We start from the raw sequence: 25932 nt of genomic DNA, 5'->3' as shown, positions 1-25932 counted from the left end.
AGGCAGGGTGACCCCGACCAGCGCCGCGAGCGCCCACGAGCAGCCGGACCTGCGCAGGCGGGTGCCGCACACACCAGAGTCGATCATGCGGTACCACCTGCCCGACGCGACCGGGCGCAAGCGCGGCTACGACAAGGAGGCAGTGGACCGGCTGCGGCGCGGTCTGGCCGAGGACGTCGACGCGCTCAACGCGTACATCCTGGCGCAGCAGGCCGAGCTGGACCGGGTCAAGCGCCTGGGCGACCGGTTCCAGCCGGTGGACGCGGCGGCGCGGGCGCGGCAGGTGGCCGCCGAGGCGGTGACGCTGACGGCGCGGGCGCAGGCGCAGGCCGACACGGTGATCGCGGCGGCGCAGGAGCAGAGCCGCCTGATCGTGGAGTCGGCCGAGAAGCAGGCGGCGCACATCATCGACAACGCCCGCCGCGACGCCGACCGGGCCGCGGCCAGCTACCGCGCCACGGCCGGGGGAGCGTACAGCCCCGACCGCGAGCGGCTGGCCCGCGACGTGGCGATGCTGGCGACGTGCCTACGCGCCCTGGAGACGGCCCGGTCCAACCTGCCTGCCATCCAGGCCCAGTTCGACGCGGTGATCATGGCATTCGGGCATCAGCTCGACGAGTTGCAGGGGTCGGCTGAGAACTGACCGGCTCCGTCGGGGCGCATGGGGCAGGTTGCCGAAGACATCGGGCCTGTTCGATGATTGTCCATAGTGGAGGACCCACGATGCGGTATCCCCGTCCGCCCGATGAGACGCGGCACGACCCCGGAAGGGCCGAACGCATGCCTCTTCCCAGTGCGCCACCGGCGCCCCCGCCCTTCGCCGAGCGGTACAACCACCTGCTGGAGACGATCAAGCCGGGCGGCGTACGGCAGACCGACGAGATGGTGGCCCAGGCGACCGAGGTGTCGGCGCAGTACATCGGGATGCTGCGCACCGGCAAGCGCACCAACCCCAGCCACGAGCTGGTCGGCCGCATCGCGGCCCACTTCGGCGTGGACCTGGCCTACTTCCTCGACCCCGACCGCGCCGCCGCCGTGGACAAGGAACTGCGCACGCTCGGCGCCCTGCGCGACTCCCGGGTCCGCCGCCTGGCCCACCGCATGTCCGGCCTCTCCCCGGCCAGCCTCGACCTGACCGCCGAGATCATCGAACGCCTCCGCCGCCTGGAAGGCCTCCCCGACACCGACTAACGCTCACCCCGCCGCCCCCACCCCCACCCCACCGCGTTGATCATGAACTTGTGGACGTGTTCGACGGCGTGTCCCCACCCTGACACCGTGATCATCCGGTCGGGGTGGCGTGCCCGACTGTGCGCAGCGGCGGTCACACGGCGCTGAGCTGGGGTGCGGTGGCTTGCGGGGGCATGCTCCAATGTCCGGCATGTTGGACGACATCCAGACGCGGCTGACCGCGGCGGCCGAGGCCGTAGGCGAACACCAGGTGACGACCCAGCGCTGCCGCGAGCTGCGCGAGCGGGTCGACAGCGCGCAGCGGAAGCTGGACATGGTGACCGAGGCGCATGCCACCGAGGCCGCCGACGTCGCCAAGCTGGAGAGCCTGTCGCTGACACGCATCTGGGTGGCACTGCGCGGTTCACGCGACGACGCGCTCGCCCGCGAACGGGCCGAGGAGCAGGCTGCCGCCTACCGGGTCGCCGAGGCGAAGGAGCGGCTGCGGGTGCTCGCCGACGAACTGGCCGCCGCCCGCGCCCGGCTGTCGTCGCTGCGTACCGCCGAGGCCGACTACGCGGCCGTGCTGGCCGAGAAGGAGCAGCACCTGGCCGCCACCGGTGATGCGCGCGCCGGGCGCCTGCTGGAGCTGGCCGAGCGGCGCGGCAGCCTGACCGCCGAGATCAAGGAGCTGCGAGAGGCCATGGCGGCGGCCGGGCGGGCGGCCGACAGCCTCGACCACGTCGCCCTGCTGCTGGGCAAGGCCGACGACTGGTCGGGCTATGACACGTTCCTGGGCGGTGGCGCCTTCAGCAGCGCGATGAAGCACGAGCGGATGGATGAGGCGGCCGCCGCGGCCACCATCGCCGACCATCACATCGCCGTGCTGCGCACCGAGCTCGCCGACGTACGGGACCTCAACCTCACCCTGCCCGAGCTGGAACTGGAGGGATTCACCCGGTTCGCCGACGTGTGGTTCGACAACATCTTCACCGACCTGGCCGTCCGCGACCGGATCAAGAAGGCGTTGGCCAACGTCGGCGTCTCGATCGAGCGGGTCGCCGGCCTGCGGCGCACCCTCGACAAGCGGCTGGCCGCCGCCACCGCCGCCCTGGACGGCACCGAGCGCGAACGGCGGACCGTGCTGGCGGGCTGAGCAGCCTGGATTGAGCCCCGGCTGGCCGGGGTACGACCACCGCGTGGCTACCCGTACCGAACCGGGCGCGCAGGAGTTCGTGCCCGCGCACCCGGGCTCCCTCGACGAGCTGCGCGCAGCCGCGGGCGGCTGCCGCGGCTGCCACCTCTATCGCGACGCCACCCAGACCGTGTTCGGCGCCGGGCCGGTTCGTCCGGCCGTGGTGCTGGTCGGCGAGCAGCCCGGCGACGTCGAGGACCGTCGTGGCGCCCCGTTCGTCGGCCCGGCGGGCAAGGTGCTGGACCGGGCGCTGGCCGAGGCCGGGCTGGCCCGCGCCGACACCTACCTGACCAACGCGGTGAAGCACTTCAAGCACCGCGACACCGGCAAGCGGCGCATCCATCAGACGCCGACCCGCACCGAGGTCGTGTCCTGCCTGCCCTGGCTGACCGCGGAGCTGGAGCTGCTGCGGCCCCGGTTCGTGGTGGCGCTGGGCGGTACGGCGGTCAAGGCGCTGCTGGGGCCGTCCGCGACGATCTCCGCCGTACGCGGGCAGCTGCTGCCCTGGCCTGCGGCGGCCCACCACCCCGCCGACTTCCCGCACGCCGACGGCTGGTTCGCCGCCACCATCCACCCGTCGGCGGTGCTGCGCGCCGAGGACCGCGACGCGCTCTACCAGGGACTGGTCGAGGATCTGGCGCTGGTGGCCCGTGCGCTGGGCGACGTTTAGACACCGCCGGGCGCGGGCATGGCCACACCTGGATCGCGTCGGCGACCCGGCCGTCGTGCCGGGGGCGCGAGGCGCGCGTTACCGAAGGAGGGTCATGCGCGCCCGGACGATACGTGAGGTCATGACGACCGACCCGGTGAGTCTGCCGCGTACCGCGAGCCTGCTGGAGGCGGCTCGGCAGATGCGTCGGCGCCACATCGGCGGCGTGCTCGTCGTCGGCGACGACGGCGCGCTGGCGGGTGTGGTCACCGACCGTGACATCGTGGTGCGCTGCGTCGCCATGGGCGGCGAGGCCGCCAGCACCAGCCTGGCCGAGGTGGTCAGCGAGAAGGTGGTGACCATCGGGCCGGACGAGCCCGTGGTCGCCGCGATATGGCTGATGCGCGAGCACGCCCTGCGCCGTCTGCCCGTCGTCACCGAGGGCCGGGCCATCGGCATCGTCACCCTCGGCGATCTCGTCGTCGTCCGCGATCCCGCCTCGGCGCTGGCGAGCATCAGCAGTTTCCCGCCCAACCACTGATCGGAGACGCGATGGGACACCTCACCCGGTTGGCGCCGACCGCCGTGCTCGACGCGCGGTTCAGCAGCCCCGACGCCGAACCCGTGCCGTGGGCGGACGCCCGGACGCGGCTGGTCGACGCGCCGGTCTTCTGGCTGTCGACGGTACGCCCCGACGGCCGCCCGCACGTCACGCCGCTGCTGGCGGTGTGGTCGGAGGAGGCGCTGTACTTCTGCACCGGCGCGACCGAGCGCAAGGCCCGCAACCTGGCCGAGAACCCGCACTGTGTGCTCACCACCGGCACCAACGCCCTCGCGGAGGGCCTGGACCTGGTCGTCGAGGGCGACGCGACGCGGGTACGCGAAACGCCGGAGCTGTCCCGGGTCGCGCTGGTGTACGAGTTCAAGTACGGCCCCGACTGGCGCTTCGAGGTCGCCGACGAGGCGTTCCACCACGTCGGCGGCCGTGCCCTCGTCTACCGGGTGGACCCGGTGCGCGCCCTCGGCTTCGGCAAGGGCACCCGGTTCAGTCAGACCACCTGGCACTTCGAGACCGTCGACGCCGCCACCGAAGCCGACACCGCCCTCAGCTGAAACACGAAGGAAGGGCCCCTTCTTATCGGAATCCGATGTAGAAGGGACCCTTCCAAACCTCGTGCGCGTGCCGGGCGCGGTTACGCGTCGGCGGAGGCGGCGGCCGGCTCGGCCGGTACGGTCTCCACGGCGGGGGCCTCGGCCTGGGCCGGGGCGGGGTTCACGGCGCCGCGGCGCGACCGACTCGGCTTCTTGGTCGGCTCCTCAACAGGAGCGTCCGGGAGGACGAGGCCCTCGGGTGCCGTCAGCTCCTGGATCTCGGCGGCGATCTCCTCCTCGGAGCGGCCCGCCATGCGGCGCTGGGCGGCACGGTCACGCAGGAACGCCGCGTACAGCTCCTTGTCCTGGGCGTCCTGCTCGTCGACGAAGATCGCCTCCTGGCCGTCGCGCTTGGCCCGGATCTTCTCGGCCATGTCGGTCAGGCCGAGGCGGCCCGCCAGCGACGACACGAAGCTGGAGCCGCGGGTGATGCCGGTGGCGATGAGGAAGGCGCGGCGCTTGAGCCACACGCCCAGCAGCTTCGCGAGCTCGACCAGGATCTCGATGACCGCCGCGAGCAGCGCGAGCACGCCCAGGTAGACCAGGGTGTAGACGACGGCGACGATGACCGAGCCGGTCCAGCCCCAGTGGAACGTCGACACCAGCACGCCGCCGACCAGCGCGGCGAGCACCGTGCTGGAGAAGAACGTCGCGATCGGGTCCTGCAGGCGCTCCAGGCGGCGGCCGGCGGCGACGCGCTGCAGCACCACCAGGTGCGTCAGCAGGACCGCGCCGATGATGAAGGCCGGGGCCACCGAGGAGTCGAACCCGGGGTCGGCGCCGTCGAAGTTGTCCAGCCACTGGACGGCCTTGCGCATCGGCAGGTCGCCCCAGGGCCAGCGGTCGGCGAAGTAGATCAGGTAGAGCGGGATGGACAGGATCGAGAGCGCGAACGCGAACTTCTGCGGGCGCTTGTCGAAGAAGACGGCCTTGACGAAGAACGCCACGGCCGCGAGCAGCACTACGGCCACTGTCCAGACGAGAATGTCGCCTACTGACACGATGATCCTTTGGATTGGTGGGCCACTGGTTCATTGACCTATGGCAGTCGCCCACCGACCGTCAGCCCGGCAGTGCCGTGTTGAAGTCGCCCCGTTGGGACGTCTGACCATCACCAGGCCCGTGCCCGAGCCGTCAGGCCCGACCGTGGCCGATGTCGGTGTCACCCAACCACCGGCGTCAGCAGCACACAATCAGATGATCAGTCCGATGGGTATCAGTCTTCCATACCGCTCGGAACCGCGAAGACAATGATGCGCCCCGGCACATCCGGAAAGCCGCTTTTGGACGGTGTCCCGGCGCACCCGAATGCGACACCGCGGTAACCAATCCGACACATCGTCGCGGGTGCTTTATAGCAGCTTTTCTCCATGCTTCGTCCGGTTACCACGGCAGCGGACGGCCGTGCCGGAAGAAGCCTCCGGTCGGCCCCCGGTCGGGCAGATCCACCGCCCACAGCACGCTCGCGGCGCCGTCGGTCACCGGGCCGCCGCCGGGGCCGCCCATGTCGGTGGCGATCCAGCCCGGACAGACCGCGTTGACCAGGATCCCGCTCCCGGTCAGGTCGTCGGCGAGCTTGCGGGTCAGCGCGTTGAGCGCGGCCTTGGACACGCCGTACGCCGGAGTCTCGCCGCCCATCCCCGTCAGCGACCCAGCCTCGCTGGACACGTTGACCACGCGCGGATGACGGCCCGAGCGCAGCAGCGGCAGCAGCGCCTGCGTGGTCTGCCACGCGCCGAGCAGGTTCGTCTCCAGTGCCTGGCGCACCGTGTCCAGGTCGGCGTTCTCGGTGCGTTGCCAGGTGTCGTACAGGATGGCGGCATTGTTGACCAGCACGTCCAGCCGCCCGAACCGCTCGCCCACGGCGGCGGCGACCGCGCGCAGGTTCACCGGGTCGGTGACGTCCAACCCCAACGCGACGATCTCACCGCGTCCTGCCAGCCCCGAGCGCAGCTCATCGGCGGCCTGCTCGCCTCTGGCCCGGTCCCGGGAGCCCAGCACCACGCTCGCGCCGCCCGCGGCGAGCTGCCGCACCACCTCACGCCCGATGCCCCGGTTGGCGCCGGTGACCACCGCGACACGCCCGACGAACCTGTCTTCTTCCACCGTGCCATTGTCCTCGGTGCGAGCGGCGCTTTCGGCCACAACGCGCATACCCGGGTGAATGAAAGATCGTCGATTTCTCGGGAAAGGGATATTCTGTCGACCCGCCTCGTGCACGTGAGGAGACGCGGATGCGCCAGGTGCTGCGCCGTGCCGACTTTCGGCTGCTGTTCTTCGGCCTCATCGCGAGTATGGCCGCCGAGTCGATCCTCGTCCTGGCGCTGGCGATCTGGGTCAAGGACATCACCGGCTCCAGCGGCCAGGCCGGAATGATCATATTCGCGGTGGTCGCCCCCATGCTGCTCGCGCCCCTGGTCGGCTGGTTCGTCGACCGGTTCCGGCGGCGGCCGTTCCTAGTCGGCGCCAACCTCACCGTCGCCGTCGCGCTCACCCCGCTGTTCGCCGTACGCGACCGCGCCGACGCCTGGGTCATCTACCTCGTCGCCGTCCTCTACGGCCTGTCCTACCTCGCCGTCAGCGCCGCCCTCACCGGCCTGATCAAAGTCGTCGTCCCCGACGACCTGCTCGCCGAGGCCAACGGCGCCCTGCAGACCGTGCGGCAGGGGCTGCGCCTGGGCGGCCCCATCGCCGGAGCGGCCCTCTACACCGCCGTCGGCGGCTGGACCGTCGCCGCCGTCACCATCGCCGGGTTCGTGCTGTCGGCCCTGGCCATCGCCGTCATCCGGGTCCGCGAGGACCCTCCGGAACCGTCCGCGCCGCACTGGCTGACCGAAGCCGGCGCCGGGCTGCGTCACGTGGCCGCCCACCCGGTGCTGCGCCGCATCACCACCGGCATGGCGATCAGCATCTTCATGCTCGGCTTCAACGAGACCCTCGTCTTCGCCTACGTCGACCAGGGCCTGCACCGGCAGCCCGGCTTCGTCGGCGTGCTGTCGGCGGTGCAGGGCATCGGCGGCCTGCTCGGCGGCGCCCTGGCCGCGGCCCTCATCCGCCGCCTCGGCGAGGTGCGCACCGTGGCACTGGGCATGCTCGCGCTCACCCCGGCGTCGCTGTCGTTCGTCGTACCGCACCTGTGGCTGTCCATACCCGGCATGGTGTTCTTCGGTTGTGGGCTGTCGGTCACCGTCGTCAGCTTCCACACCCTGCTGCAGCGCGCCACCCCGGCCGCGATGATGGGCCGGGTCGCGGCCGGAGTGGACGCCCTGATCAGCGGCCCGTCCGCGGTGGCGATCGCGGCCGGGGCCGGGCTGGTCTCTGTGCTCGACTACCGGCTGCTGTTCGTCTGCACCGGGCTGGCCCTGCTCGCCTCCGGCTGGTCGGTGTGGCGCTCGCGCCTGCCCGGATCGGCGAACCAGCACGTCACCGACGACGGCCAGCCCGCGGTGGCCACTCCGCGTTTCTGACTGTGTCGTATTGAGCACCCACGAAGATCCCCCGGCGAGCTACCGTTAGGACACCCTCACCGGGAGGCACCCCCATGACCATCGCCGTACCCTCGGACCAGTCGACCGCTGTCGCGGGCATCGAGGTGAGCCGTTACCTCGGCCTGCTGCGCCAGTACGCCACGACCGTCACCGTGGTCACCACGTCCGGGCACGGCGACATCGGACCGGCGGGCTTCACCGCCACCTCGTTCACCTCGGTGTCGCTGCGGCCGCAGCTCGTGTCGTTCTGCCTCGACCGCGACTCCACCAGCTGGCCCGCCGTCGCCGGTGCCCGCCACGTCGCGATCCACCTGCTCGCGGCGGGGCAGCAGGAGCTCGCGCGCAACTTCGCGACCAGGGGCATCGACCGGTTCGCCGACACCAGCCTGTGGGCGCCCGGCCCGTACGGCGTGCCGGTCCTGGGCGGGGTGCTGGCCACGCTGGTGTGCGAGGTGGTCGAGCGGATCCCGGCGGGCGACCACGCGATCGTGCTCGGGCGGCCGGTCGACGCCCACCAGCGCGACGGCGAACCCCTGCTCTACCACATGGGCGGCTACTCCCAGCTGGCCCGCTGAAGCTGCCGCGTCACGGCTCCGGCGGCCGCGTACGGACCACTGCCTGATCGCCGCGCGGCCCGAACAGGTGCAGGATCTCCACCGCCTCGCTGCCCGCGGGACCGAACCAGTGCGGCTCGCCGGTGTCGAACTCGGCCACCTCGCCGGGCCGCAGCGTGAAGTCGCGCTGCCCGAGGATGAGCCGCAGCGTGCCCGCCAGCACATAGAGCCACTCGTACCCGGCATGGGTGACGAGCTTCGGCTCGCGAGGTGCGAGAACCTGCTTGAACACCTGCACCCGCCCCGGGTACTGGGTGAGCGGCACCAGCACGCTGCCCTCCCGCCGCCGGTGCGGGCGCAGGTGGACCCGGGGGTCCCCGGTCGCCGGTGCCGCCACCAGTTGGTCCAGGGCGACCCGGTGTGCCTGGGCGAGCGGGATCAGCAGCTCCAGGGTGGGGCGACGCAGGCCCGATTCCAGCCGTGACAGCGTGCTCACCGAGATCCCGGTGTCGGCCGCGAGCGCCTCCAGGGTGAGCCCGCGGTCGCGACGCAGCGCGCGCAGTCGCGGACCGATGCCTGCGAGGATCTCTTCCAGCTCGGTGTTCACAGCCTCATTTTTGCAGTTTCCGCAAATTCGCTGCACCGCGTCGGCCGCGCGGGCCGAACATGGCCCCGGACGTGTTCCGCAAAACCTGGAGGTGACCCGATGTCCACGACAACCCTGGTCGCGGCGCCCGCGTTGACCGCGCGCGGCCGCTGGACGGTGCTCGCGATCTGCGCGCTGAGCCTGTTCCTGGTCGGCCTGGACACCACGATCGTCAACGTGGGTCTGCCCGCCATCGGACGCGGGCTCGGCGCGAGCATCCGCGATCTGGAATGGGTCGTGGACGCGTACACGCTGGTGGTCGCCAGCCTGCTGATCACCTCCGGCGCACTGGCCGACCGGTTCGGGCGGCGCCGGATCTTCCGTACCGGGCTGGTGATCTTCGGTGCGGCGTCGCTGGCGTGCGCCCTGGCGCCGTCGCTGGGCGTGCTCGTCGCGGCGCGGGCCGCCCAGGGAATCGGCGCCTCCATGCTCAGCCCGGTGGCGTTGGCGATCGTGGTCAACGCCATGCCCGACCCGCGGGAGCGGGCGCAGGCGATCGGGATCTGGGCCGCGGTCTTCGGGCTGAGCATGGCCGCCGGGCCGGTGACGGGCGGCGCGCTCATCGCGGCGTATGGCTGGAGGTCGGTGTTCTGGGTCAACGTGCCCGTGGTCGTCGCCGCGCTCGTCCTGACCGCGCTGTTCGTGCCCGAGTCCCGTGGCTCGCGTGGCCGCCGGCTCGACCTGCCCGGCCAGGTGCTGCTCACCGTCGCGCTGTGCGCCACCGTCGGCGTGCTGATCGAGGGCCCGCACCTGGGCTGGGCATCACCGCTGGTCCTCGCGGGATGCCTGATCGCCGCGACCGCGATCGCCGGTTTCGTGGCGGCCGAGCGGCGCGCCGCCGAACCGCTGATGGATCTCGCTCTGTTCCGGCGACCGGCCTTCGCCATGGCCGTACTGGGAGCGGTGGCGCTGTTCGTCGCCCTGGGCCTCGCTCTGCTGCTCAATACCCTCTACCTGCAGCACGTCCACGGCTGGACCCCATTGGCGGCGGGCAGCGCCACCCTGCCCATGGCCTTCGCGACGATCGTGTGCGCGCCGCTGTCCGGCCGCCTGACCGGCCGATTCGGCGCACGGCGGCCGCTGCTGCTGGCCGCGTCGTTCGTGACCGCGGGCGGTCTGCTGCTGGTCGGCCTGCGCTCCGACACACCCCTGGCGCAACTGCTGCCGGCCTACCTGCTCGTCGGAATCGGCTTCGGCTTCGCCAACGCCCCGATCACCAACACGGCGGTGACCGGCCTGCCGTCGGACCGGGCCGGTGTCGCCGGGGCGATCACCTCCACCGCCCGGCAGGTCGGCTCCGCGATCGGGATCGCGCTGGCGGGCGGCCTGGTCGCCGGAGTCGGCCCGGCGGAGCTGGCTCGGGCGTCCCGGCCCGGCTGGATCCTGGTCGTGACCTGTGGACTGTTCCTGTTCGCCGTCGCACGAGCCGCCCGCCCGGTGCCCCGCCCAGGCTCGGCGGGCTGACGCGTGGGCGCCTGGGGCGTACGGCGTCCCAGGCGCCCCGGCGCCCGTGCGGCGGATCCGCCTCGGCCTTGCCTCGCGCGAACGTCAGCCCGTGCCCGGCTCAGGCGGTGACCAGGGGTAGTACGTGGGTGCCGATGCGGGTGGCCTCCTCGCGGTGTGGCCAGGCGGACAGGATGAACTCGTCGAGCCCGAGCGCGGCGTACTCGCTGAGCCGGGCCGCGACCTCGGCGTAGCTGCCGACCAGCGCGGTGCCCGCGCCCTCGCGCACGAGCCCGACGCCCGCCCACAGGTTCGGCGCCACCAGCAGGCTGTCCGCGCTGCCGCGGTGCAGGGCCGCCATCCGTGCCTGCCCGACCGACTCCATCCGGGCGAACCGTTGCTGCGCGGCGGCGATGCGCTCCGGTGACATCCCGGCCAGCAGCCGGTCGGCCTCGGCCCACGCCTCGTTGGCGGTGGGCCGGGCGATGACGTGCAGCCGGATGCCCAGCCGCAGCGTGCGACCCTGCTCGGCGGCCAGCGCCCGCATCCGCGCCACCCGCTCGGCGATCGCGGCCGGGGGCTCACCCCACATCAGATAGACGTCCGCGTGCCGCGCCGCGACCTGTTCGGCGGGCGCCGACGCGCCGCCGAAGTACAGCGGCGGTGCCGGGTCGAGCGGCTGCTTCAGGCCGCCACCCTCCACCTGGTAGTGGTGCCCCTGGTAGTCGAACGGCTGCCCGGCCCAGGCGCGACGCAGCACGTCGAGGCATTCGGCCGTACGGTCATAGCGGTCGCCGTGCTCGAGGAAGTCGCCGTACGCCCGCTGCTCGGTCCGGTCGCCGCCGGTGACCGCGTTGAGGGCCAACCGCCCGCCGGTCATCGCCTGGAACGCCTCGGCCTGCTGCGCCAGCAGCGTGGGCAGCGCGAATCCGGTCCGGAACGCGACCAGCAGCTTGAGCCGCTCGGTGTGCTGGGCCACGGCCGCGCAGACGATCCACGGGTCGGGGCAGCCGGCGCCGACGGGCGTCAGGGCGGCGGTGAATCCGGCCTGTTCGGCGGCCTGGGCGACCTCGGTGAGGTAGCCGATGGTCGCGGCGCGCGCATGCCGGGCCGCGCCCGCGGCGACGGTGGCCGAGCCGATCTCGTGCCCGTCACCGGAAGTCGGCAGGAACCAGTGGAACGTGGTCATGGGGTGGCCCTCCTCGGCGCTGCGGCTGCCCATCAGGACGATAGCCTACTGTTCCGGTAGGAAAAATGGGATACCGAGTGGTGCGTGAGCTGCGGCTCTTCATCGAGGCATTGACGTAAACCGTAGCGCGTGGTCTGATCCCCGAGCAAATCTCACGTTCCTATCAGGAGAAAGGAGCGAAAGTGACCAGACTCCGTCGCGTCACGCTCCTGGCGGCGGTCATCACGGCGCTCGGCTCCGGAGCCGTCGCGGTCGCCACCCCCGCCACCGCCGCCCTGCCCACGGCGGCCGTGGCGATCGGCGACAGCTTCATCAGCGGCGAGGGCGCGGGCGCCTACCAGGCCGTGGTCGACGTCAACGGCGTCAGTCAGCCCTTCCCCGGCTGGTCCGCGGCCAACAGCAACGCGTTCTTCTGCCACCGCTCGGCCAACGCGTCCCTGCAGCAGGCCAGCCTGCCCGGCATCGCGGCCCGGTTCAATCTCGCCTGCTCCGGCGGGCAGCCGCGCGACATCGCCAGCGCGTCCAACACCCGCACCAACGGCCGCCTGGTCGCGGCCCAGCTGGACCAGCTGCGGGCGGTCGCGCAGACCAACGACATCGACCTGGTCCTGGTCGGACTCGGCTCCAACAACAGCTCGTTCACCTTCGGCGACGTGGCGTCGCTGTGCGCGAACCGGTTCATCGCCGACGCGTGGACCGGCTGGTGGGAGTTCTGGGCGTACCTCAACGGTCCGGTCCCGCAGGAGCCCTGCACCGACGCCGACCTGGCCACCGCGGCCGAGGTCGCCGCGGCCACCACCGAGACCACCAACGCGCTGCGCCAGCTGCTGACCACCCTCGACCAGATCGACGCCGACGGCCAGCACCGCATCGTGCTGCAGGACTACACCAACCCGCTGCCGCCGGAGCTGTACTCCTCATTCTGGGACCAGGACGGCCGCGACGACACCCGCGACAAGTTCCGGGACCTCGGCGCGGAGCGGTACGCCGCGGGCTGCCCCATCCACCGGGCGAGCCTCGCCCCCGGCCAGCGGTTCTCCGCCGCGCTCGGCACGATCGTCAGCGACTCGCGGGCCACCCTGGCGGCCGAGTTTCCCAACGCCGACCTGGTCTACCTGAACGTGCAGCGGGCCTTCGACGGCGCCCGCCTGTGCGAGAACGCCAACAGCCCCACCGCCACGCTGGCCACCCCGGTACGCATCCAGGACGGCCCGACCGGCAACCCGATCACCAGCCTGTCCGGGTACGACAAGATCGCGATCCAGCGCTTCGCGAACGCCTGCGTCACGTACTTCCAGACGTGCCAGGAGTCGTGGCACCCCAACGCGTCCGGCCACGCCGTCCTCGGTCAGTGCCTGGCCGCCGCGTCCACCACCGCCAACCGCACGCTCGCCTGCGTCCGCAACCCCGCCACCGGCACCCTCTCGTTCCAGTAACCACCGTGCGGGTAAGAAAGGGCACCTTCTCCTCGTTCCGCGAGGTGGACGGTGCCCTTTCCCGGTGGACAGCTCGGCGGGGTCCTGCGACGCTGTCGCCCTATGCGCTACTGGCGACAGGTCTTCGAGCAACGGCTGGATGAGATCGACAAATATCTGTGCGGGTGCTGCGAGCGTGGCTGGGTGGTGAACTGCGTCGTGCTGGCGACCGGAACCGCCCTGTGGGTGTGCCAGGAGTGCGACGCGGTCTGGCTCGACGCCGTGCAGACCGCACCCAAGGCGAGCGCGGTATCACCCGAAGTCGCCTTCCAGCAGATCGTCAGCCGGCCGTCCGGCGGGTTGCACCAGTACGTCCTGCCCTACTGCCGCCCCGCCCAGCCGCTGACCGACTGGGACCAGATCAAGCTGGCCATCGACGTGTAGCAGCCGGTGGTCGGCTTCAGGCCCGGTGCGCCTGAGAGCGGCGCAGCCACCATTCGGCGACGATCAGGTTGGGCACCCAGGCCAGGAACGGGACCAGCAGGTACGCCCGGTCGAACGCCGTCTGCCCGTCCACCCCGGCGAGCGCGATCTGTGCCACGATCAGCACGGGCAGCCACAACCGCAGCATCACCGCCGCGTACGTCACCGCGAACGTCCGCACCATCCACCGCCGGTGTGTCTCGACGTCCCCGCCGCGGATCGCCCGCAGCGCCGTAACCGCGCTCCACAGCCAGACCAGCGCCAGCCCGCCGAACCCGAGCACACCCACCAGCCCGGCACCGTTGAACGGCGCCAGGACCAGACCGGACACCCCGCCGAGCATGATCGCGCCGAAGACGACCCGTCCGGTCACCCGGTGCAGCCGGGGTGCCCGCGCGCGCAGTCGGGCCGCGAACTGCAGCGGGGACAGCAGCAGCGCGACCGCTCCGCCGACGATGTGCGCGTACAGCGCGAACTGGACGGTCGCCGGTCGGGTCGCGTAGTTGGCGGCCAGTCCGTTGTCGCCCTCGGCCAGGCTCGGCAGTGAGCTGGTCAGGTACGGCAGCGCAGCGAAGACCGCGATCCCCGCCGCGCTGAGCGTGAACCACCAGAACGCCGCGGTACGCCGTCCCCGTCGTACCGGTGCCGCAGTGGCCGTCATGTCATTCCTCCACCCCGGTCGCCGCGACCGTCGCGGAGACCCTGCGTCATCATCGATGGCCTGGGCGCCGCGCCGGGAGGGTGATCACCCGGAGTCGGCGGGCATGGTTCACCCCGAGGCGGCAGGCCGGTGCGGCGGTGGCGTTCGCTCTGCTCGCAGCGAACGGAAGCGGCTCAACGCCTGCTCCGGCATTTCTCCGGGGAGCGTCAGGGTCATGTCCGCCCGACTATCGGCATGTGGTCGGTGACGCCGCCGGTGACCGCATCGAGATCGGCCAAGCGCCTGCTCGGTGCGGTCGTACCGGGGATCATCAGGGTTATGTCGGCCCGTACCGCGGCACTGCCGCCGCGCCCCGGACCCGCGCCGCGCGTGACGATCCCGGTGCCGCACGTGTCGTACCCGCTGCAGCGGTTCCTGGCCACCGAAGCGGGCAGCGGCCTGATGCTGCTGCTGGCCACCGTAGCCGCGCTGGTGTGGGCGAACGTTCCCGGCGGCGGGTACGAGTCGTTCTGGCACACCGAAGCCTCGGTGCGCATCGGCGACGCCGGAATCACCCTTGACCTGCGACACTGGGTCAACGACCTGGCGATGGCGCTGTTCTTCCTCACCGTCGGCCTGGAGATCAGCCGCGAGATCACGGTGGGCGAGCTGCGCCGCCCCCGAGCCGTACTGGTGCCGGTCCTCGGCGCGGTCGGCGGCCTGATCCTGCCCGCGCTGATCTACCTGGCGTTCAACCCGGCCGGTGAGGCGGCCCGCGGCTGGGGCATTCCCGTCTCGACCGACACCGCGTTCCTGGTCGGCATTCTGGCCCTGTTCGGCCCGCGCTGCCCGGACCAGCTCCGCCTGTTCCTGCTCACCCTCGCGATAGCCGACGACATCGGCGCGATCACGGTCATGGCCGTCTTCTACACCGCGCACGTGTCCGTCCCCGCGCTGCTGGCGGCACTCGTGCTGGTGCTGGTGCTCGCGGGGCTGCGCTGGGCCCGGGTATGGCAGCTGCAGCCGTACGTCCTGGTCGGGCTCCTGCTGTGGGCCGCCGTGTACGCCTCCGGCGTGCATCCGACGCTTGCCGGTGTCCTCGTCGGCCTGCTCGTGCCCGCCACCCCGGTGGAACCCGAGCAGGCCGAGCGGCTGCGCTTCTATGGCCGCGCGGTGCTGGAGCGGGCCGACGCGGCACGGGCTCGCCTGGCCGCGACGGCGGCACGGGCCACCGTGCCGCCGAACGACCGCCTGCAGGACGCGCTGCACCCGGTCAGCGCATACCTGGTCATCCCGGTGTTCGGGCTGGCCAACGCGGGGGTGCGGCTGGACGCCGACACGCTGCGCCGAGCGGCGACCTCACCGGTCACCATCGGGATCGTGGTGGCGCTGGTGGTCGGCAAGACCCTCGGCATCAGCGCCGGGGCGGCCCTGGCGCTGCGTACGGGCCTGGGCGAGCTGCCCGGCCGGGTCCGATACGGCCACCTGATCGGCGGGGCGCTGCTGGCGGGTATCGGCTTCACCATCGCGCTGTTCATCACCGACCTCGCGTTCATCGACGGTGAGCTGCGCGAACAGGCCAAGATCGGGGTACTGGCCGGATCGCTGCTGGCCGCTGTCCTCGGTTCGTTGGCGCTGCGCTGCCTGGGCGAGCGACTACCCCTGTGCACCGCCGACGAACCTGGCGACATGCCCGCGCTGCCCACCGGCCCCTGGCGCGACCCCACCCTCCCCACCCCCTGACCCATGCGCCGCCGCGAGGCACCCGCCCCGAACATGTCGGCGAGTCGTGGCGTTTGGAAGGGGCCCTTCTACCTCGCAAAGCGATGAGAAGGCGCCCTTCCTTACCTCGCGCGGAGCGGGCGGTCAGGGGAGGCCAAGGGCGCTGCGGAGTGCGTTGAGTTCGACCTTGCCCTGGTACAGGCGGCCGTCGGTGAACAGGGTCGGCGTGCCGCGTACCCCCGCCTCGACGCCGCTGTTGTAGTCGGCTTCCACCTCGGGCCGGTGCTGCTGCGCCGCCGCGCCCGTGACCTGCCCGGCGTCGATCAGGTGGGCGTAGTTGTCGAGGTCGGCGTCGGTGAGCCGGGTCTGGTGGGCGAAGAGGAGGTCGTGCATCTGCCAGAACCGGTCGCCCGAGGCCTCGGCGGCCAGCGCCGCGGTGAGTGCGAACGGGTGTGAGTTGAACAGCGGGAAGTGCCGGTACACCAGCCGCACCATGCCGCCGGAGGTGTCGACCAGCCGTCGCAGCACGGGAGCCGCCGCCCCGCAGTACGGGCACTCGAAGTCGCCGTACTCCACCAGGGTGACCGGGGCGTCGACCGCCCCGTACACGTGCCGGTCGAGGTCGATCTCGGCCACCACCCCACTCTAGGCGCGCGGCTCGTCCGAGGCGGGTTGATCAGGAAGCTGTGCCCATGACACACCGTCGAGCCGTGCCCTAGGTTCATGATCAACTGGATGGGGGGACGGCGCGGCGGGTGGGGGAGGGGATCCAGTCGACGAGCAGCAGGGTGGCGTCGTCGCGGGCGGGGCCGTGCTGGAAGTCCAGGACGCGGCGGGAGAGCATGCGGAGGGTTTCGGGGGCGGGGAGCTGGGACTGGGCGGCTTGCTCGGCGATGTCGGTGAGGCGCTCGACGCCGAACAGGTCGCCGTCGGGGTCGCGGGCCTCGATGACGCCGTCGGTGTAGAGCAGCAGGCGGTCGCTGGGTTCGAGCTGTTCCTGGCCCAGGTGCGGGATGTCGCTGTCGATGCCGAGGGGTAGGCGGCGGCCGCCGTCGAGTTCGCGTACCGCGTGCTGGCCGCGCAGCAGGAGCGGCGGCGGGTGCCCGGCGTTGAGGTAGCGCAGGCGGCCGTTGTCGAGGTCGAGTTCGGCCAGCACCGCCGTGGCGAATCCGGCCTGGCCGAACTGTTCGCGCAGCGCCTCGTCGGCGGCGCGGGCCATGGTGTGCAGCCCGTGCCCGTCGCGCCGCGCCGACCGGATCGCCGCGAGCGCCGTCACCGCCATCACGGCAGCCTTGAGTCCTCGGCCCATGGCGTCCAGCACGTGGAAGCGGGCGGTCGACCCGTCCAGCGCGTAGTCGAAGCCGTCGCCGCCGACGTCGTAGCTGGGCTGGAGCAGGCCGCTGACGACCAGCCGGTCGCAGGTGAACGTCAGCGGCGGCAGCATGCCCAGCAGCAGTTCGGCGGCGACGGTCATGGGGCGGGTGCGCCGGGTCTGGTGCAGCGTGTCGCCGTACGGCAGCTTCACCGCGATCAGGTGACCGGCCAGGTTCACGAAGTCCTGCGCCCAGCCCGGCAGGCTGTCCGGGTCGACCGCCTTCGGACCCCAGGCCAGCTCGACCACGCCGAGTCGCTCGGTGCCGTCCACCAGCGGCAGCCACAGTCGGCTTCCGTCGCCGCGCTGTGCCCGCACCAGCATGAACGCGCGTCCGGCGACCGTTCCGTCCACGGAGATCGGCTCACCGGTGGGCAGGCTGCCGCCCGGCAGCGGGTGCAGGCGCTGCTGCTCCTCGTCGACGAGATAGCACGTGGCGGCCAGGTCGAGCGGGGCGAGCGCCTCGCTGACGCACCCGGCCACGTCGTCGCCACGGGCCAGGTGGGTCAGCTGCAGCAGCCGCAGGATGGCGCGGTGGCGCGGGTCGTACTCCACCTGCTCTGTCTACCGCCGCGAGGACCCGGGCGTGTCCCGAATGGGCAGCTCAGCCTCCGACCGCGGCGCGGCGGACCTGCTTGATCACTTCGCGGGCCAGGTGGTCGGTGGGCAGGCTGTGGTAGTCGACCCGGACACACAGGGCGCCGTCGCCGCGGCCGTTGACCAGCCACGGCTCGACGACCAAGTACTTGATCAGGTGGCCGAGGCGGTCGGCGGCGACGGCGTCGGGCGCCTCGTAGACCAGCACCGCGTGCGGGTGCCTGTCGCCGGAAGCCGGGGTGCCCAGCGGGACGTACCCGTAGGCGCGCACGCCGGCCATCCGGCCACCGGTGTGCTCGACCGTGAACGCGAACGGCTCGACTGGGCAGTCCAGCGCGGCGGCGGCCTGCTCGGCAGTGACGGCGAGGTCGGCCAGGCCGTGCGGGAACTGGGCGGCGTGTCCGCCGGGGAAGTCGTTGACGGGGTCGGGCAGCCGCAGCGGCCGCAGGTGGGACACGTACCGCACCATCGGGGCGACCTTGAGCCGCACCTGCGCGCCATCCATGACCGAACGGAACTGGTCTCGGGTGACCCGGTGGCCGGAGATCCTCGTGGACCTGCCGTCGGTGTCGACAGCCAGCCAGTACTGGTGGGGCCCGCCGTTCTCGCCGGGCCGGATCCACCGGTGGATGACCTGGCCGATGACGGTGCGCCGCTTCGCGTACAGGGCGAGCGCGCCGCCCGCCCCGGCGAAGCCCAGCAGCGTGACCAGGGCCAGCAGTACCGTGCCGGTGCTCTGCCAGGCGCCGGGCTCGGTCAGGTTGGTGATGAGCAGCGCCAAGGCCGAGCTGCCGACGCCGAGGGTGACCGCCAGCACGGCGGGCCGCCATGGCGGTCGGCCGTGCCAGCCGCCGCGGCGGTAGCGGACGCGCACCGTACGCGGGACCCCGTACGCCGAGCGCACCTCGGCCCAGCTGACGGCGCGCCGCTCGCGGATGCCCAGGACCAGTCCCGCCAGGACGACCGCCACCAGGGCCGCGAGGCCGACGGTCTCGACCAGAGTCATATCTGGGAATGTGTCACAGCCTGCGATGCGACCGCATCGGACGGTCGGTGTAGGGGCGGCCGAACATCTCATGAACATCAGCGGTGCGCGCTGGTGCGTCCGGGTTGACCGGTGGCGTCATTGGAGGCCGAGCAGTTGCTGGAGCTGCGCGGCGTTGCGTTGGGCGTAGTCGGAGTAGCAGTTGTTCATCAATATGTGCGTCTGCCCGGCCTCGTCGGCGAGTTCGCGCAGCTTGGGTGCCCAGTCGCGCAGCTCGCGCGGCGAGTACAGGTAGCCGAACTTCTCGTGGATGTCCTTGCTGGTCCACTTGTCGCTGTGCCCGTGGAAGCGGATCGCGGCGACGTCGGCGGTGGCGGCCACCACCGGCGGCACCGACGAGCTGTGCCCCTGCGGCATGTCCACGCACACGTAGGGCAGCTCGTGTTCGCGCAGGAAGTCCAGCGTCTCGGCGGTGTTGTCGCCGTCGAACCAGGTGTGGTTGCGCAGCTCGACCGCGACCCGTAGCGGCGCGCACCGGCGGGCGACCTCGGTCAGGTACTGCTTGTTGTCGCGGCGGATGGTGAACCAGGGCGGGAACTGGAACAGGATCAGGCCGAGCTTGCCCGCGGCGTGCAGCGGCTCCAGCGCGGACAGGAACCGCGACCACACGTCCTCGTACGCCTGCGGGCTGAGCGCGTCGGGGTAGACGTTCTTCTTGTCGGTCTCGGGCCGCAGCTCCTTGGGCAACGCGGACACCTTGGTCGGGTGGCCGGTGAGCAGGCTGAAGGCCTTGATGTTGAAGGTGAACCCGGCCGGGGTGCGCTCGGCCCAGGACCGTGCGGTCGCCTCGGCGGGCGGGGCGTAGTAGGTGGCGTCCACCTCGACCAGGTCGAACTTGCTCGCGTAGTGGCGCAGGCGGGACTCGGGCGTGGTCGCGCTCTGCGGATACCAGCCGGAGGCGAGCAGGGTCGGATCGGTCCACGACGCGGTGCCGATCCGGAGCTCGCCCATACCCCCAGTTCAGCGCGGCTGGGCGCCGAACCGGGGGCGAACGGCGGAATCAGCCGTCGAGGCGGCGCACCATGTTCATGATCGTTTCGAGCTGCGGGCCGCCGTGGATGGGGTAGCTGGTGTAGCCGAGGTAGCCCCACCAGTCCCAGCAGCCGTACGGGTTCACCCCGGAGGCGGTGGCCTGCGGGTAGAGCACGACGAGGCGGTTGGTGTCGGCGTACTGGGCGAGGTTGGCGCGGTCGACGAAGGCGGTGCCGACGGCGTCGTACCCCTGGCTGCAGCCGTGCAGGGCGACCAGCAGCTTGCAGGCCTGCCCGGCCGCGCATGCGCTCGGCACGTACGCGAAGCCGCTGGTGCCCATGCTCAGCCCCGGCGCCCAGCCGTTGGTCGCGAACGTGCTCTGGTCGAACCGGATCAGGCTGCCGGACAGCGGCCCGGTGTTGCGGGCGCTGACCGAGCCGAGCAGCTTGCCGAGCATGGCCTGCTGCGGGTCGATGCCGCAGTCGTTCAGGAACGGGCTCGCGGTGACCGTGCACCCGCCGGTGCCGTACGGCGTGACCCAGGCGTGCCCGGCCGACGTGGTCGAGTTGTACTGCACGCTGGCGCCGAAGTACTGGTAGAACTTCACCAGGTCGTCGTTGACCGACTTCTTCACGGTCGTGTCGCTGTTGCCGTGGAACACGTAGACCGGCTTGCCGGACAGGTTGGAGATCGGGTCGATCCAGCCGTAGCCCGACCACAGCGACGCGTCTGCCTCCAGGGTGGCCAGCTGGTCGGACCAGATGTTGTCGCCGCAGGCGTAGAGGGCCTGGTTGGCGTTGTTCTGGGCGCAGTAGTAGGGCCCGGCGGCGAAGATCCCGGCGCCCTTGATCCGGCCGGAGTACGCCACCTGCAGCTGGGTGGCCATGTAGCCGCCGGAGGAGACCCCGGCGACGTAGACGGCGGAGATGTTGTACGGCTTCAGCGTTCCGCTCACCGGCGCGACCGTGTATGGCGTTGCCGCGCTTGCGGGGCTCGGCAGTCCTAAAACGACGGAAAGCGCCGTGATGAGGCAGATTGTCATCCGGGCACGTTGTAACATGACCGACTCCTTTCCGTAACGAGTGCGGTCACCGTACGCGTCCGTCCGTTCACGGCACAGCCAGTCGCGACACACCGTCGGCAGAGCGGAAATGGGGCCCGCCACCATGGCATTTCATCGACAGGTGCGAAACAACTGTTGAAAGAAACCGACCAGTGATGGTGGAATGTCGGCAAGAATTTTCACCCCCGCCCCCATGCCCCCCACGCGGCGGCCCGGACCCCTCCCCGCCGGGCCGCCGCTCCCCCCGAAAGGCAACCCATGCGCAGACTGCTCAAGGCTGGGGCAGCGTGCCTGCTCGCGGTCGGGCTGGTCACCGCCTCCAGTGCCGCCGCGCAGGCGGTCGTGGTGCCCACCCACGCGATCAACATCTGCCAGAGCGCCAGCTTCTACGACAACTACGACTCCGCCGGCGGGCCGTACGGCCTCAAGCGGGTCCTCGGCTACGGCGACAAGATCGGGCACACCCCCGGTGCCCACCCGGTCTACAACGGCTGGGCCGCCACGTTCGACTTCGGCCCCAACGACTGGGGCTACATGCGGATCGAGTGCATCGGAGGTTACAACTCATGGTGAGTCTGCGTCGCGCGGCGCTGGCCGCCGCGCTCGTCGCGGCCATGGTGACCGCGGTGCCCGCCCCCGCCCTGGCCGCCAACGGCCGGATCGGGGTGCGCGAGACCGTCTGCGCTCAGTCGCTGTTCGTGCGTACCGACCCCGGCGGCGCCTGGATGGGCACCCTCTACCAGGGTGAGACGTTCACGGTGCAGGGGCCGCGCAGCGGCGGCTACATCTACGGCTTCGCCTACGGCCACGTCAACCGACACGGATGGGTGCAGGACGGCTGGTTCTGCTGACCCGTGGTCAGCTCACCCGGCGCCGGTGCGGCGGCGCCGGGTGCTTCGCCGTGCCTGAATACAAAATCCCAGGCAGAGCCCGATTTTTGATTGAAAAATTCCAGTGTATGTATTGACGCATGTGTCCTTTTGTCCGCAGGATGTCAGCCATCGTCGATGGGCCCATCGCCGACCCGAAGAGGTAACCCACACCTTGAAAGGAGGCGACCATGGCAGCTCTCACAGGTGAGATGTCCTGGTTCTGCTGCGGCAGCTCATGGGGACCGTGTGGCACCGCCGGACACGGCGCCTGCGGCACCTGCAATTCCGGCAACCGCCAGCACGCCTGGCCGAACACCTCGGACGCGTGCTACGCCATCACCCGCCCCGACAGCTGCGGCATCAGCGGCATGTCGCGGCGTGGCTGCGGCTTCCAGCACACCACCACCAACCGGTGCAACGGCAAGTCCGTCACCACCTCGATCGCCGACTGCGGCCCGCAGACCGACCTGTTCTGCGGCGAGCGCGCCTGCTGCGGCGGCGTCTGCGGCACCAACCGGGTGATCGACCTGACCCCGGCCGCGTACAGCCTCATCGCGAGCCTCTCATCCGGCCTGCAGCCCTGCACGATCACGGCCTGACGGGAGACATCGACATGACCGACAACACCATGGACCGCCGCCGCCTGCTCACCTCCGCCGTCGTCGGCGGAGCGAGCCTGGTCGCCGCGACCGCGCTCGGCTCGCTCGCCCCCGAGGCGGCGTTCGCCGCCCCGCAGACCATCGACGCCGGCGCCCCCGACCCGAACTTCGCCGAGGGCCGCATCACCGGGATCGCCGCCGGGATGCTCTTCGTCACCGGCTCCGACACCGCGCTGCACCGCATCCGGATCACCAACGCCACCAGCATCTGGAAGCTGATCCCCACCGGCATCGACGCCGCCGCCGTCGGCGACGGCCTCTACGCCCGGGGCCTGCGCATGGACGACGGCACCCTGGCCGCCGACGCGGTCTGGATCAACATCGTCAACCTCCAGGGCCACATCGCGGCCATCGGCAAGAACCAGGTCCACCTGGACCACAAGGGCAAGCGCATCATCGGCCACGTCGTGCCCGGCCGCTCGGCCGTCAGCTACAACAACACCCCGGCCGTGGCCGACATGTCGATGCTCAAGGTGGGCCGGCACGTCCAGGTCATCGGCGCCTGGGTGCCCGACACCAACGAAATCCAGATCGCCACCGTGTACGCGGGTACGCACGGCCACTGACCACCCGGGGCGGGTGCCGGTACGGCGCCCGCCCCCACCCCCGAGGAGGAGTCATGCTCTCGTGGATCCCCGCGGTGCAGCCGCTGCTGCTCGCGGCCGTGCTGCTGTGGTCGGCCCGGCTCAAACTGGCCCACCCGCAGGCCGAGGCCGCCGCCCGGCGCTCGGCGCTGGCCCAGCTCGTCGGCGAGGCCCGCGCGCTGCCCGCGTACCGGGCGGTCGGCGCGGTCGAGGCCGCCGTCGCGGTCGCGCTGCTGGTCCCGGTCACCCGTCCGCTCTCCGGCTACGCGTCGGCGGCGCTGACCACCGGTTTCGTCGGTTACCTGATTTACGCGCGGGTCGCCGCGCCCGAGTCGTCGTGCGGGTGCCTGTCGGCGACCCGTACCCCCGTGAAATGGCGGGCCTTCGCCCGCGCCGCCCTGCTCGTCGCCGCGAGTGTGCTCGCCGCCACCGCCACCACCGGCTGGCCCGCCGTACTGGCCGCCCACCGTGGGGCGGCCGCCGCCGTGCTGCTCGCCGAGGTGGCCGCGGTGCTCGCGCTGTCGGCCGAGCTCGACCGGCACTGGCTCGACCACCTGCGCCAGCTCCGGGTACGCCTCACCCACCCGCTGCCGTCCGGCGGCTTCGACATCCCGCTCGCCTCCACCGTCGAGCAGCTGCACCGCAGCCCGGTCTGGCACGACACCGCCGGACTGCTCACCTCCGACCTGCGCGAACACTGGGACGAGCAGGAATGGCGGCTGCTGCTGTTCACCGCCCGCCACGGCGAGCACAGCGTCTCGGCGGTCTACGCCGTGCCCCGGCTGCGCTACGAACCGGCCTCCGTGCGCCTGGCCCTGGTCGACGAGCAGACCGGCCAGACCGTCGCCACCCACACCACGACCCCGGACACCCCACTACCCGACTGGGTACGCGACCGCCAACCCGTCGCCGCCTGACCCGCGGTCCACCTCGTGCGCGCTCGCGGCGGCGCCTGTCCCGCCGGCCGCGACGCCACGATGGTCAGTCCGCGAAGATCCGGTTCTCGGCGTCGGCGATGATCTCGTCCGGAGTCGGGGGATTGAGCAGGTGGCCGACGATCGCGTCACCGCTCGGGTCGCCGGTCATCCGGCACCGGTCCACGGCCTCCTGCACGTCGTAGCGGGTCTCCCGCAGTTGCACGTCCGGCCCGAGCAGCGCCCAGTACGCCGTGCCGGGCATGCCCAGGTGGTAGGGGAGCCCGACGCTGCCGGGGTTCACGCTGCGGCGTTCGGCGACCCGCCGGTCGAACTGCAGGTGGGTGTGACCGGTGACGATCACCTGCTCCTCGACGCCTTCGGACAACTCGGCGAACCGCTGCTCGCTGGTCTGCGGGGTCACGCACTCGGTGTCGTTGCGCGGCGAGCCGTGGCAGAACCGCACCGCGCCCAGGCCCTCGATTTCGACGGCCATGTTCAGCGGAAGCGCGGCGAGGAAGTCGACCGCCTCGGGGGTGTGCTGGGCGGGCATCCACGGATCGCGGGGCCTGGTGTGCTCACGATCGCCCCGGGCCAGCTCGACCACCGCGCGGTCGGCGTTGCCGCGTACCCCCACCGCCTTGGAGCCTAGGTCCTGGATCAGGTCGAACGTGGTCTGCGGCTCGGGTCCCCAGGTGAGGTCACCGAGGAACACGATCAGGTCGGCGCCGACGGCGTGCACGTCGTCGAGCACCGCCAGCAGCGCGGGGACGTTCCCGTGCACGTCGGCCAGGACGGCGACGCGGCGGACCGGACCGAGGCGCGGTGTCGTCACGGGCTCGATGCTCTCACATCACCTCCGCGCCCGTGCCCGGCGCCGGAAAGCCGGACGCCCTTTCGGTGGCTGCGGTTTCGGGGAAACCGCGCGAATCAGGGCCAAGATTCCAGCGCTTTCCGCGAAACTGCAGCCAGCCTGACGTGCCTGAGGGAGCGAGGTCGCGGGAGGTCGTCAGGTGTGCAGGCCGCGTTGGCGGGCGTTCGCGGCGACGGTGTCGAGGTGGGCGCGGGCCTGTCTGCTCGCCTCGAGCGCGATGTGCAGGGACTCGGCCTGTGCGTCGGTCAGGGCCTGAGCCGCGGTCGGGTCGTCGAGGAGAGAGATCTGGTAGCTCAGCAGAGCGTGCGCGACCTGGGCCGCGTCGGCCGCGCCCGCGATCGCGGGCACCGGGTGGCCGGACACCACGGAAGGCGGACGCAGCTGGTCGGAGGCGACGCCCAGCCGCTGGGCGACGAGCTGGACATCGGAGAGGGCATGCCCGGCGAGCTGCCGACCATAGGCGGCGGTGAACCGTTCCAGTTCGCGCACCTCGTTGAGGTGGTCGTGGACGGCGGCTTCGACCGTGGCGGTCAGCGCTCCGAGCAGGGCCGGGATGTCGTCGTCCGGAGGCTGGTCGGACTTGGCCACCGGCGCCCCGAGCGCGGCCAGGGCGCGCCGCAGCATGTCGGCGGTGAGGGCACCGCCGGGTCGCGTGCCGGGGACGTTCATGGAGATCACTTTAGGGTGTCTGCCTGGGCGGTGCCCGGCTATGGCGAGGTCACGGGATCCTTGCGCGCGGTCGCGTAGGCCAGGCCGAAGAGGCCGAGGCCGCCGAGCATGGTCAGCGCACCCATGACCCAGCCGAGCGGGTCGTGCCTGGTGAGGCACTCCGGATCCCCGGCGAATTCCGAGCCCGCGACGACCTCGACCGCGGCGGCCAGCAGCCCGAGCGGCACGGCCAGCCAGCGGGCCTGGCGCCGGGCCACCATGAGCACGATGCCGACCGGCAGTGCCGTCACGGCGGCGGCGAAGCCCGCGAACGTCACGGCTGTGCCCGCCGTCGGCCCGATCGCACCGCACATGGCGTCGGGGGAGTCCAGCCACAGGAAGGCGGGGCCGGCCAGCAGCACCCCGGCGACCACTCCCGAGTAGATCGGCAGGTCGCGGCGTGCCGCCTCAGCGGATCTCACCATGGATCCTCCGTACCGCAGAAGTCCGGTGAGGACAATGTACTGACCGGTGTCATGCCGCACCACGGGCCGAGGCCGGCCGTCCCGAGCCCGGCTCGTGGCGT

Annotated in this window: 30 protein-coding genes; 17 read left to right on the top strand and 13 right to left on the bottom strand. The window is 71.7% G+C overall.

Going from position 1 to position 25932, the window contains the following annotated elements; genetic code table 11:
- The first annotated feature begins 7 nt into the window (after positions 1-7).
- The 6 genes from KUA19_RS21690 to KUA19_RS21670 all read left to right on the top strand — a co-directional run bounded on the left by KUA19_RS21690 (position 8) and on the right by KUA19_RS21670 (position 4127).
- Complete coding sequence (locus tag KUA19_RS21690; RefSeq protein ID WP_217398318.1) at positions 8-643, top strand: hypothetical protein; 636 nt, start codon at positions 8-10, stop codon at positions 641-643.
- A gap of 137 nt (positions 644-780) precedes the next feature.
- A complete protein-coding gene (locus KUA19_RS21685) occupies positions 781-1191 on the top strand; it encodes a helix-turn-helix domain-containing protein (RefSeq protein WP_217398316.1) in 411 nt (136 codons plus the stop codon).
- A gap of 190 nt (positions 1192-1381) precedes the next feature.
- On the top strand, positions 1382-2326 hold the full coding sequence (locus KUA19_RS42975; RefSeq protein ID WP_254549864.1) for a hypothetical protein: 945 nt from the start codon (positions 1382-1384) through the stop codon (positions 2324-2326).
- A gap of 43 nt (positions 2327-2369) precedes the next feature.
- The gene (locus KUA19_RS42970) at positions 2370-3035 is read left to right on the top strand and encodes a UdgX family uracil-DNA binding protein (RefSeq protein ID WP_308167562.1); all 666 of its coding nucleotides are present in this window, start codon (positions 2370-2372) and stop codon (positions 3033-3035) included.
- A gap of 94 nt (positions 3036-3129) precedes the next feature.
- Entirely contained in the window at positions 3130-3555 is a 426-nt protein-coding gene (locus KUA19_RS21675; RefSeq protein ID WP_217398312.1) for a CBS domain-containing protein, read from the top strand.
- Positions 3556-3566: 11 nt separating this feature from the next.
- The gene (locus KUA19_RS21670) at positions 3567-4127 is read left to right on the top strand and encodes a pyridoxamine 5'-phosphate oxidase family protein (RefSeq protein WP_217398310.1); all 561 of its coding nucleotides are present in this window, start codon (positions 3567-3569) and stop codon (positions 4125-4127) included.
- 80 nt (positions 4128-4207) lie between these two features.
- Here KUA19_RS21670 and KUA19_RS21665 read toward each other — a convergent pair whose 3' ends face one another.
- Positions 4208-5167, bottom strand: coding sequence for a hypothetical protein (locus KUA19_RS21665; RefSeq protein ID WP_217398308.1), 960 nt, complete (start codon positions 5165-5167; stop codon positions 4208-4210).
- A 382-nt stretch (positions 5168-5549) separates the two neighbouring features.
- Positions 5550-6272, bottom strand: coding sequence for an SDR family NAD(P)-dependent oxidoreductase (locus KUA19_RS21660; protein WP_308167561.1), 723 nt, complete (start codon positions 6270-6272; stop codon positions 5550-5552).
- Between the two features lie 128 nt (positions 6273-6400).
- Here KUA19_RS21660 and KUA19_RS21655 point away from each other — a divergent pair, with 128 nt between their 5' ends.
- The gene (locus KUA19_RS21655) at positions 6401-7633 is read left to right on the top strand and encodes an MFS transporter (protein ID WP_217398305.1); all 1233 of its coding nucleotides are present in this window, start codon (positions 6401-6403) and stop codon (positions 7631-7633) included.
- Positions 7634-7707: 74 nt separating this feature from the next.
- Positions 7708-8229 (top strand): flavin reductase family protein, encoded by a 522-nt coding sequence (locus KUA19_RS21650; RefSeq protein ID WP_217398303.1) that lies wholly within the window; start codon positions 7708-7710, stop codon positions 8227-8229.
- Between the two features lie 10 nt (positions 8230-8239).
- Here KUA19_RS21650 and KUA19_RS21645 read toward each other — a convergent pair whose 3' ends face one another.
- Positions 8240-8815, bottom strand: coding sequence for a helix-turn-helix domain-containing protein (locus KUA19_RS21645; protein ID WP_217398301.1), 576 nt, complete (start codon positions 8813-8815; stop codon positions 8240-8242).
- A 99-nt stretch (positions 8816-8914) separates the two neighbouring features.
- Here KUA19_RS21645 and KUA19_RS21640 point away from each other — a divergent pair, with 99 nt between their 5' ends.
- The gene (locus KUA19_RS21640) at positions 8915-10318 is read left to right on the top strand and encodes a DHA2 family efflux MFS transporter permease subunit (RefSeq protein ID WP_217398298.1); all 1404 of its coding nucleotides are present in this window, start codon (positions 8915-8917) and stop codon (positions 10316-10318) included.
- Positions 10319-10418: 100 nt separating this feature from the next.
- Here KUA19_RS21640 and KUA19_RS21635 read toward each other — a convergent pair whose 3' ends face one another.
- Positions 10419-11519, bottom strand: coding sequence for an LLM class flavin-dependent oxidoreductase (locus KUA19_RS21635; protein ID WP_254549863.1), 1101 nt, complete (start codon positions 11517-11519; stop codon positions 10419-10421).
- 149 nt (positions 11520-11668) lie between these two features.
- On the opposite strand from KUA19_RS21635, the gene KUA19_RS21630 reads away from it, so the two are divergent.
- Together KUA19_RS21630 and KUA19_RS21625 are read left to right on the top strand one after the other, a co-directional pair.
- A complete protein-coding gene (locus KUA19_RS21630; RefSeq protein ID WP_217398296.1) occupies positions 11669-12922 on the top strand; it encodes an SGNH/GDSL hydrolase family protein in 1254 nt (417 codons plus the stop codon).
- A gap of 102 nt (positions 12923-13024) precedes the next feature.
- Positions 13025-13345 carry a hypothetical protein gene (locus KUA19_RS21625; RefSeq protein ID WP_217398294.1) on the top strand — a complete coding sequence of 107 codons (321 nt, stop codon included), beginning with the start codon at positions 13025-13027 and terminating at the stop codon, positions 13343-13345.
- A gap of 16 nt (positions 13346-13361) precedes the next feature.
- Here KUA19_RS21625 and KUA19_RS21620 read toward each other — a convergent pair whose 3' ends face one another.
- A complete protein-coding gene (locus KUA19_RS21620) occupies positions 13362-14045 on the bottom strand; it encodes a DUF2306 domain-containing protein (protein WP_217398292.1) in 684 nt (227 codons plus the stop codon).
- A gap of 318 nt (positions 14046-14363) precedes the next feature.
- Here KUA19_RS21620 and nhaA point away from each other — a divergent pair, with 318 nt between their 5' ends.
- Positions 14364-15767, top strand: a complete 1404-nt coding sequence (nhaA, locus tag KUA19_RS21615; RefSeq protein ID WP_217398290.1) for a Na+/H+ antiporter NhaA — start codon at positions 14364-14366, stop codon at positions 15765-15767.
- A gap of 123 nt (positions 15768-15890) precedes the next feature.
- Here nhaA and KUA19_RS21610 read toward each other — a convergent pair whose 3' ends face one another.
- The 5 genes from KUA19_RS21610 to KUA19_RS21590 form a co-directional block, all read right to left on the bottom strand.
- Positions 15891-16382: a DsbA family protein gene (locus tag KUA19_RS21610; RefSeq protein WP_217398288.1), complete on the bottom strand. Its 492-nt coding sequence runs from the start codon at positions 16380-16382 to the stop codon at positions 15891-15893.
- Between the two features lie 91 nt (positions 16383-16473).
- A complete protein-coding gene (locus KUA19_RS44605; protein WP_217398286.1) occupies positions 16474-17673 on the bottom strand; it encodes a PP2C family protein-serine/threonine phosphatase in 1200 nt (399 codons plus the stop codon).
- Between the two features lie 49 nt (positions 17674-17722).
- Positions 17723-18721, bottom strand: coding sequence for a hypothetical protein (locus tag KUA19_RS21600; protein ID WP_217398284.1), 999 nt, complete (start codon positions 18719-18721; stop codon positions 17723-17725).
- Positions 18722-18838: 117 nt separating this feature from the next.
- Complete coding sequence (locus tag KUA19_RS21595; RefSeq protein ID WP_217398282.1) at positions 18839-19711, bottom strand: DUF72 domain-containing protein; 873 nt, start codon at positions 19709-19711, stop codon at positions 18839-18841.
- A gap of 49 nt (positions 19712-19760) precedes the next feature.
- Positions 19761-20687 carry an extracellular catalytic domain type 2 short-chain-length polyhydroxyalkanoate depolymerase gene (locus KUA19_RS21590; protein WP_308167559.1) on the bottom strand — a complete coding sequence of 309 codons (927 nt, stop codon included), beginning with the start codon at positions 20685-20687 and terminating at the stop codon, positions 19761-19763.
- 366 nt (positions 20688-21053) lie between these two features.
- On the opposite strand from KUA19_RS21590, the gene KUA19_RS21585 reads away from it, so the two are divergent.
- The 5 genes from KUA19_RS21585 (at position 21054) to KUA19_RS21565 (ending at position 23827) form a co-directional block, all read left to right on the top strand.
- Positions 21054-21368, top strand: a complete 315-nt coding sequence (locus tag KUA19_RS21585; RefSeq protein WP_217398280.1) for a hypothetical protein — start codon at positions 21054-21056, stop codon at positions 21366-21368.
- Entirely contained in the window at positions 21362-21646 is a 285-nt protein-coding gene (locus tag KUA19_RS21580; RefSeq protein ID WP_217398277.1) for a hypothetical protein, read from the top strand. The genes KUA19_RS21585 and KUA19_RS21580 overlap by 7 nt, the downstream gene beginning before the upstream one ends.
- Before the next feature lie 209 nt (positions 21647-21855).
- On the top strand, positions 21856-22266 hold the full coding sequence (locus KUA19_RS21575; RefSeq protein ID WP_217398275.1) for an RlpA-like double-psi beta-barrel domain-containing protein: 411 nt from the start codon (positions 21856-21858) through the stop codon (positions 22264-22266).
- A gap of 14 nt (positions 22267-22280) precedes the next feature.
- Positions 22281-22892, top strand: a complete 612-nt coding sequence (locus KUA19_RS21570) for a cell wall protein (RefSeq protein WP_217398273.1) — start codon at positions 22281-22283, stop codon at positions 22890-22892.
- Positions 22893-22945: 53 nt separating this feature from the next.
- A complete protein-coding gene (locus KUA19_RS21565; protein ID WP_217398271.1) occupies positions 22946-23827 on the top strand; it encodes a MauE/DoxX family redox-associated membrane protein in 882 nt (293 codons plus the stop codon).
- A 64-nt stretch (positions 23828-23891) separates the two neighbouring features.
- Here the strand turns inward: KUA19_RS21565 and KUA19_RS21560 are convergent, their stop codons facing one another.
- The 3 genes from KUA19_RS21560 to KUA19_RS21550 all read right to left on the bottom strand — a co-directional run bounded on the left by KUA19_RS21560 (position 23892) and on the right by KUA19_RS21550 (position 25831).
- Positions 23892-24659 (bottom strand): metallophosphoesterase family protein, encoded by a 768-nt coding sequence (locus KUA19_RS21560; protein ID WP_308167558.1) that lies wholly within the window; start codon positions 24657-24659, stop codon positions 23892-23894.
- A 174-nt stretch (positions 24660-24833) separates the two neighbouring features.
- Entirely contained in the window at positions 24834-25367 is a 534-nt protein-coding gene (locus KUA19_RS21555) for a hypothetical protein (protein WP_217398269.1), read from the bottom strand.
- A 38-nt stretch (positions 25368-25405) separates the two neighbouring features.
- Positions 25406-25831 (bottom strand): hypothetical protein, encoded by a 426-nt coding sequence (locus KUA19_RS21550; protein WP_217398267.1) that lies wholly within the window; start codon positions 25829-25831, stop codon positions 25406-25408.
- Between the last annotated feature and the right edge of the window lie 101 nt (positions 25832-25932).

Origin of the sequence: Catellatospora tritici (genome assembly GCF_019083965.1) — a bacterium.
Classification (GTDB): domain Bacteria; phylum Actinomycetota; class Actinomycetes; order Mycobacteriales; family Micromonosporaceae; genus Catellatospora; species Catellatospora tritici.
Note: the sequence above shows the minus strand (reverse complement) of the source record. Positions and strands in the feature narration are given on the sequence as shown.

What these genes read in the sequence shown, in the direction of transcription:
- KUA19_RS21685 (WP_217398316.1), top strand. Translation starts at nt 781, where the DNA reads ATGCCTCTTCCCAGTGCGCCACCGGCGCCCCCGCCCTTCGCCGAGCGG.
- KUA19_RS42975 (WP_254549864.1), top strand. Translation starts at nt 1,382, where the DNA reads ATGTTGGACGACATCCAGACGCGGCTGACCGCGGCGGCCGAGGCCGTA.
- KUA19_RS21675 (WP_217398312.1), top strand. Translation starts at nt 3,130, where the DNA reads ATGCGCGCCCGGACGATACGTGAGGTCATGACGACCGACCCGGTGAGT.
- KUA19_RS21670 (WP_217398310.1), top strand. Translation starts at nt 3,567, where the DNA reads ATGGGACACCTCACCCGGTTGGCGCCGACCGCCGTGCTCGACGCGCGG.
- KUA19_RS21655 (WP_217398305.1), top strand. Translation starts at nt 6,401, where the DNA reads ATGCGCCAGGTGCTGCGCCGTGCCGACTTTCGGCTGCTGTTCTTCGGC.
- KUA19_RS21650 (WP_217398303.1), top strand. Translation starts at nt 7,708, where the DNA reads ATGACCATCGCCGTACCCTCGGACCAGTCGACCGCTGTCGCGGGCATC.
- KUA19_RS21640 (WP_217398298.1), top strand. Translation starts at nt 8,915, where the DNA reads ATGTCCACGACAACCCTGGTCGCGGCGCCCGCGTTGACCGCGCGCGGC.
- KUA19_RS21635 (WP_254549863.1), bottom strand. Translation starts at nt 11,519, where the DNA reads ATGGGCAGCCGCAGCGCCGAGGAGGGCCACCCCATGACCACGTTCCAC.
- KUA19_RS21625 (WP_217398294.1), top strand. Translation starts at nt 13,025, where the DNA reads ATGCGCTACTGGCGACAGGTCTTCGAGCAACGGCTGGATGAGATCGAC.
- KUA19_RS21620 (WP_217398292.1), bottom strand. Translation starts at nt 14,045, where the DNA reads ATGACGGCCACTGCGGCACCGGTACGACGGGGACGGCGTACCGCGGCG.
- nhaA (WP_217398290.1), top strand. Translation starts at nt 14,364, where the DNA reads ATGTCGGCCCGTACCGCGGCACTGCCGCCGCGCCCCGGACCCGCGCCG.
- KUA19_RS21600 (WP_217398284.1), bottom strand. Translation starts at nt 18,721, where the DNA reads ATGACTCTGGTCGAGACCGTCGGCCTCGCGGCCCTGGTGGCGGTCGTC.
- KUA19_RS21595 (WP_217398282.1), bottom strand. Translation starts at nt 19,711, where the DNA reads ATGGGCGAGCTCCGGATCGGCACCGCGTCGTGGACCGATCCGACCCTG.
- KUA19_RS21585 (WP_217398280.1), top strand. Translation starts at nt 21,054, where the DNA reads ATGCGCAGACTGCTCAAGGCTGGGGCAGCGTGCCTGCTCGCGGTCGGG.
- KUA19_RS21580 (WP_217398277.1), top strand. Translation starts at nt 21,362, where the DNA reads ATGGTGAGTCTGCGTCGCGCGGCGCTGGCCGCCGCGCTCGTCGCGGCC.
- KUA19_RS21575 (WP_217398275.1), top strand. Translation starts at nt 21,856, where the DNA reads ATGGCAGCTCTCACAGGTGAGATGTCCTGGTTCTGCTGCGGCAGCTCA.
- KUA19_RS21570 (WP_217398273.1), top strand. Translation starts at nt 22,281, where the DNA reads ATGACCGACAACACCATGGACCGCCGCCGCCTGCTCACCTCCGCCGTC.
- KUA19_RS21565 (WP_217398271.1), top strand. Translation starts at nt 22,946, where the DNA reads ATGCTCTCGTGGATCCCCGCGGTGCAGCCGCTGCTGCTCGCGGCCGTG.
- KUA19_RS21555 (WP_217398269.1), bottom strand. Translation starts at nt 25,367, where the DNA reads ATGAACGTCCCCGGCACGCGACCCGGCGGTGCCCTCACCGCCGACATG.
- KUA19_RS21550 (WP_217398267.1), bottom strand. Translation starts at nt 25,831, where the DNA reads ATGGTGAGATCCGCTGAGGCGGCACGCCGCGACCTGCCGATCTACTCG.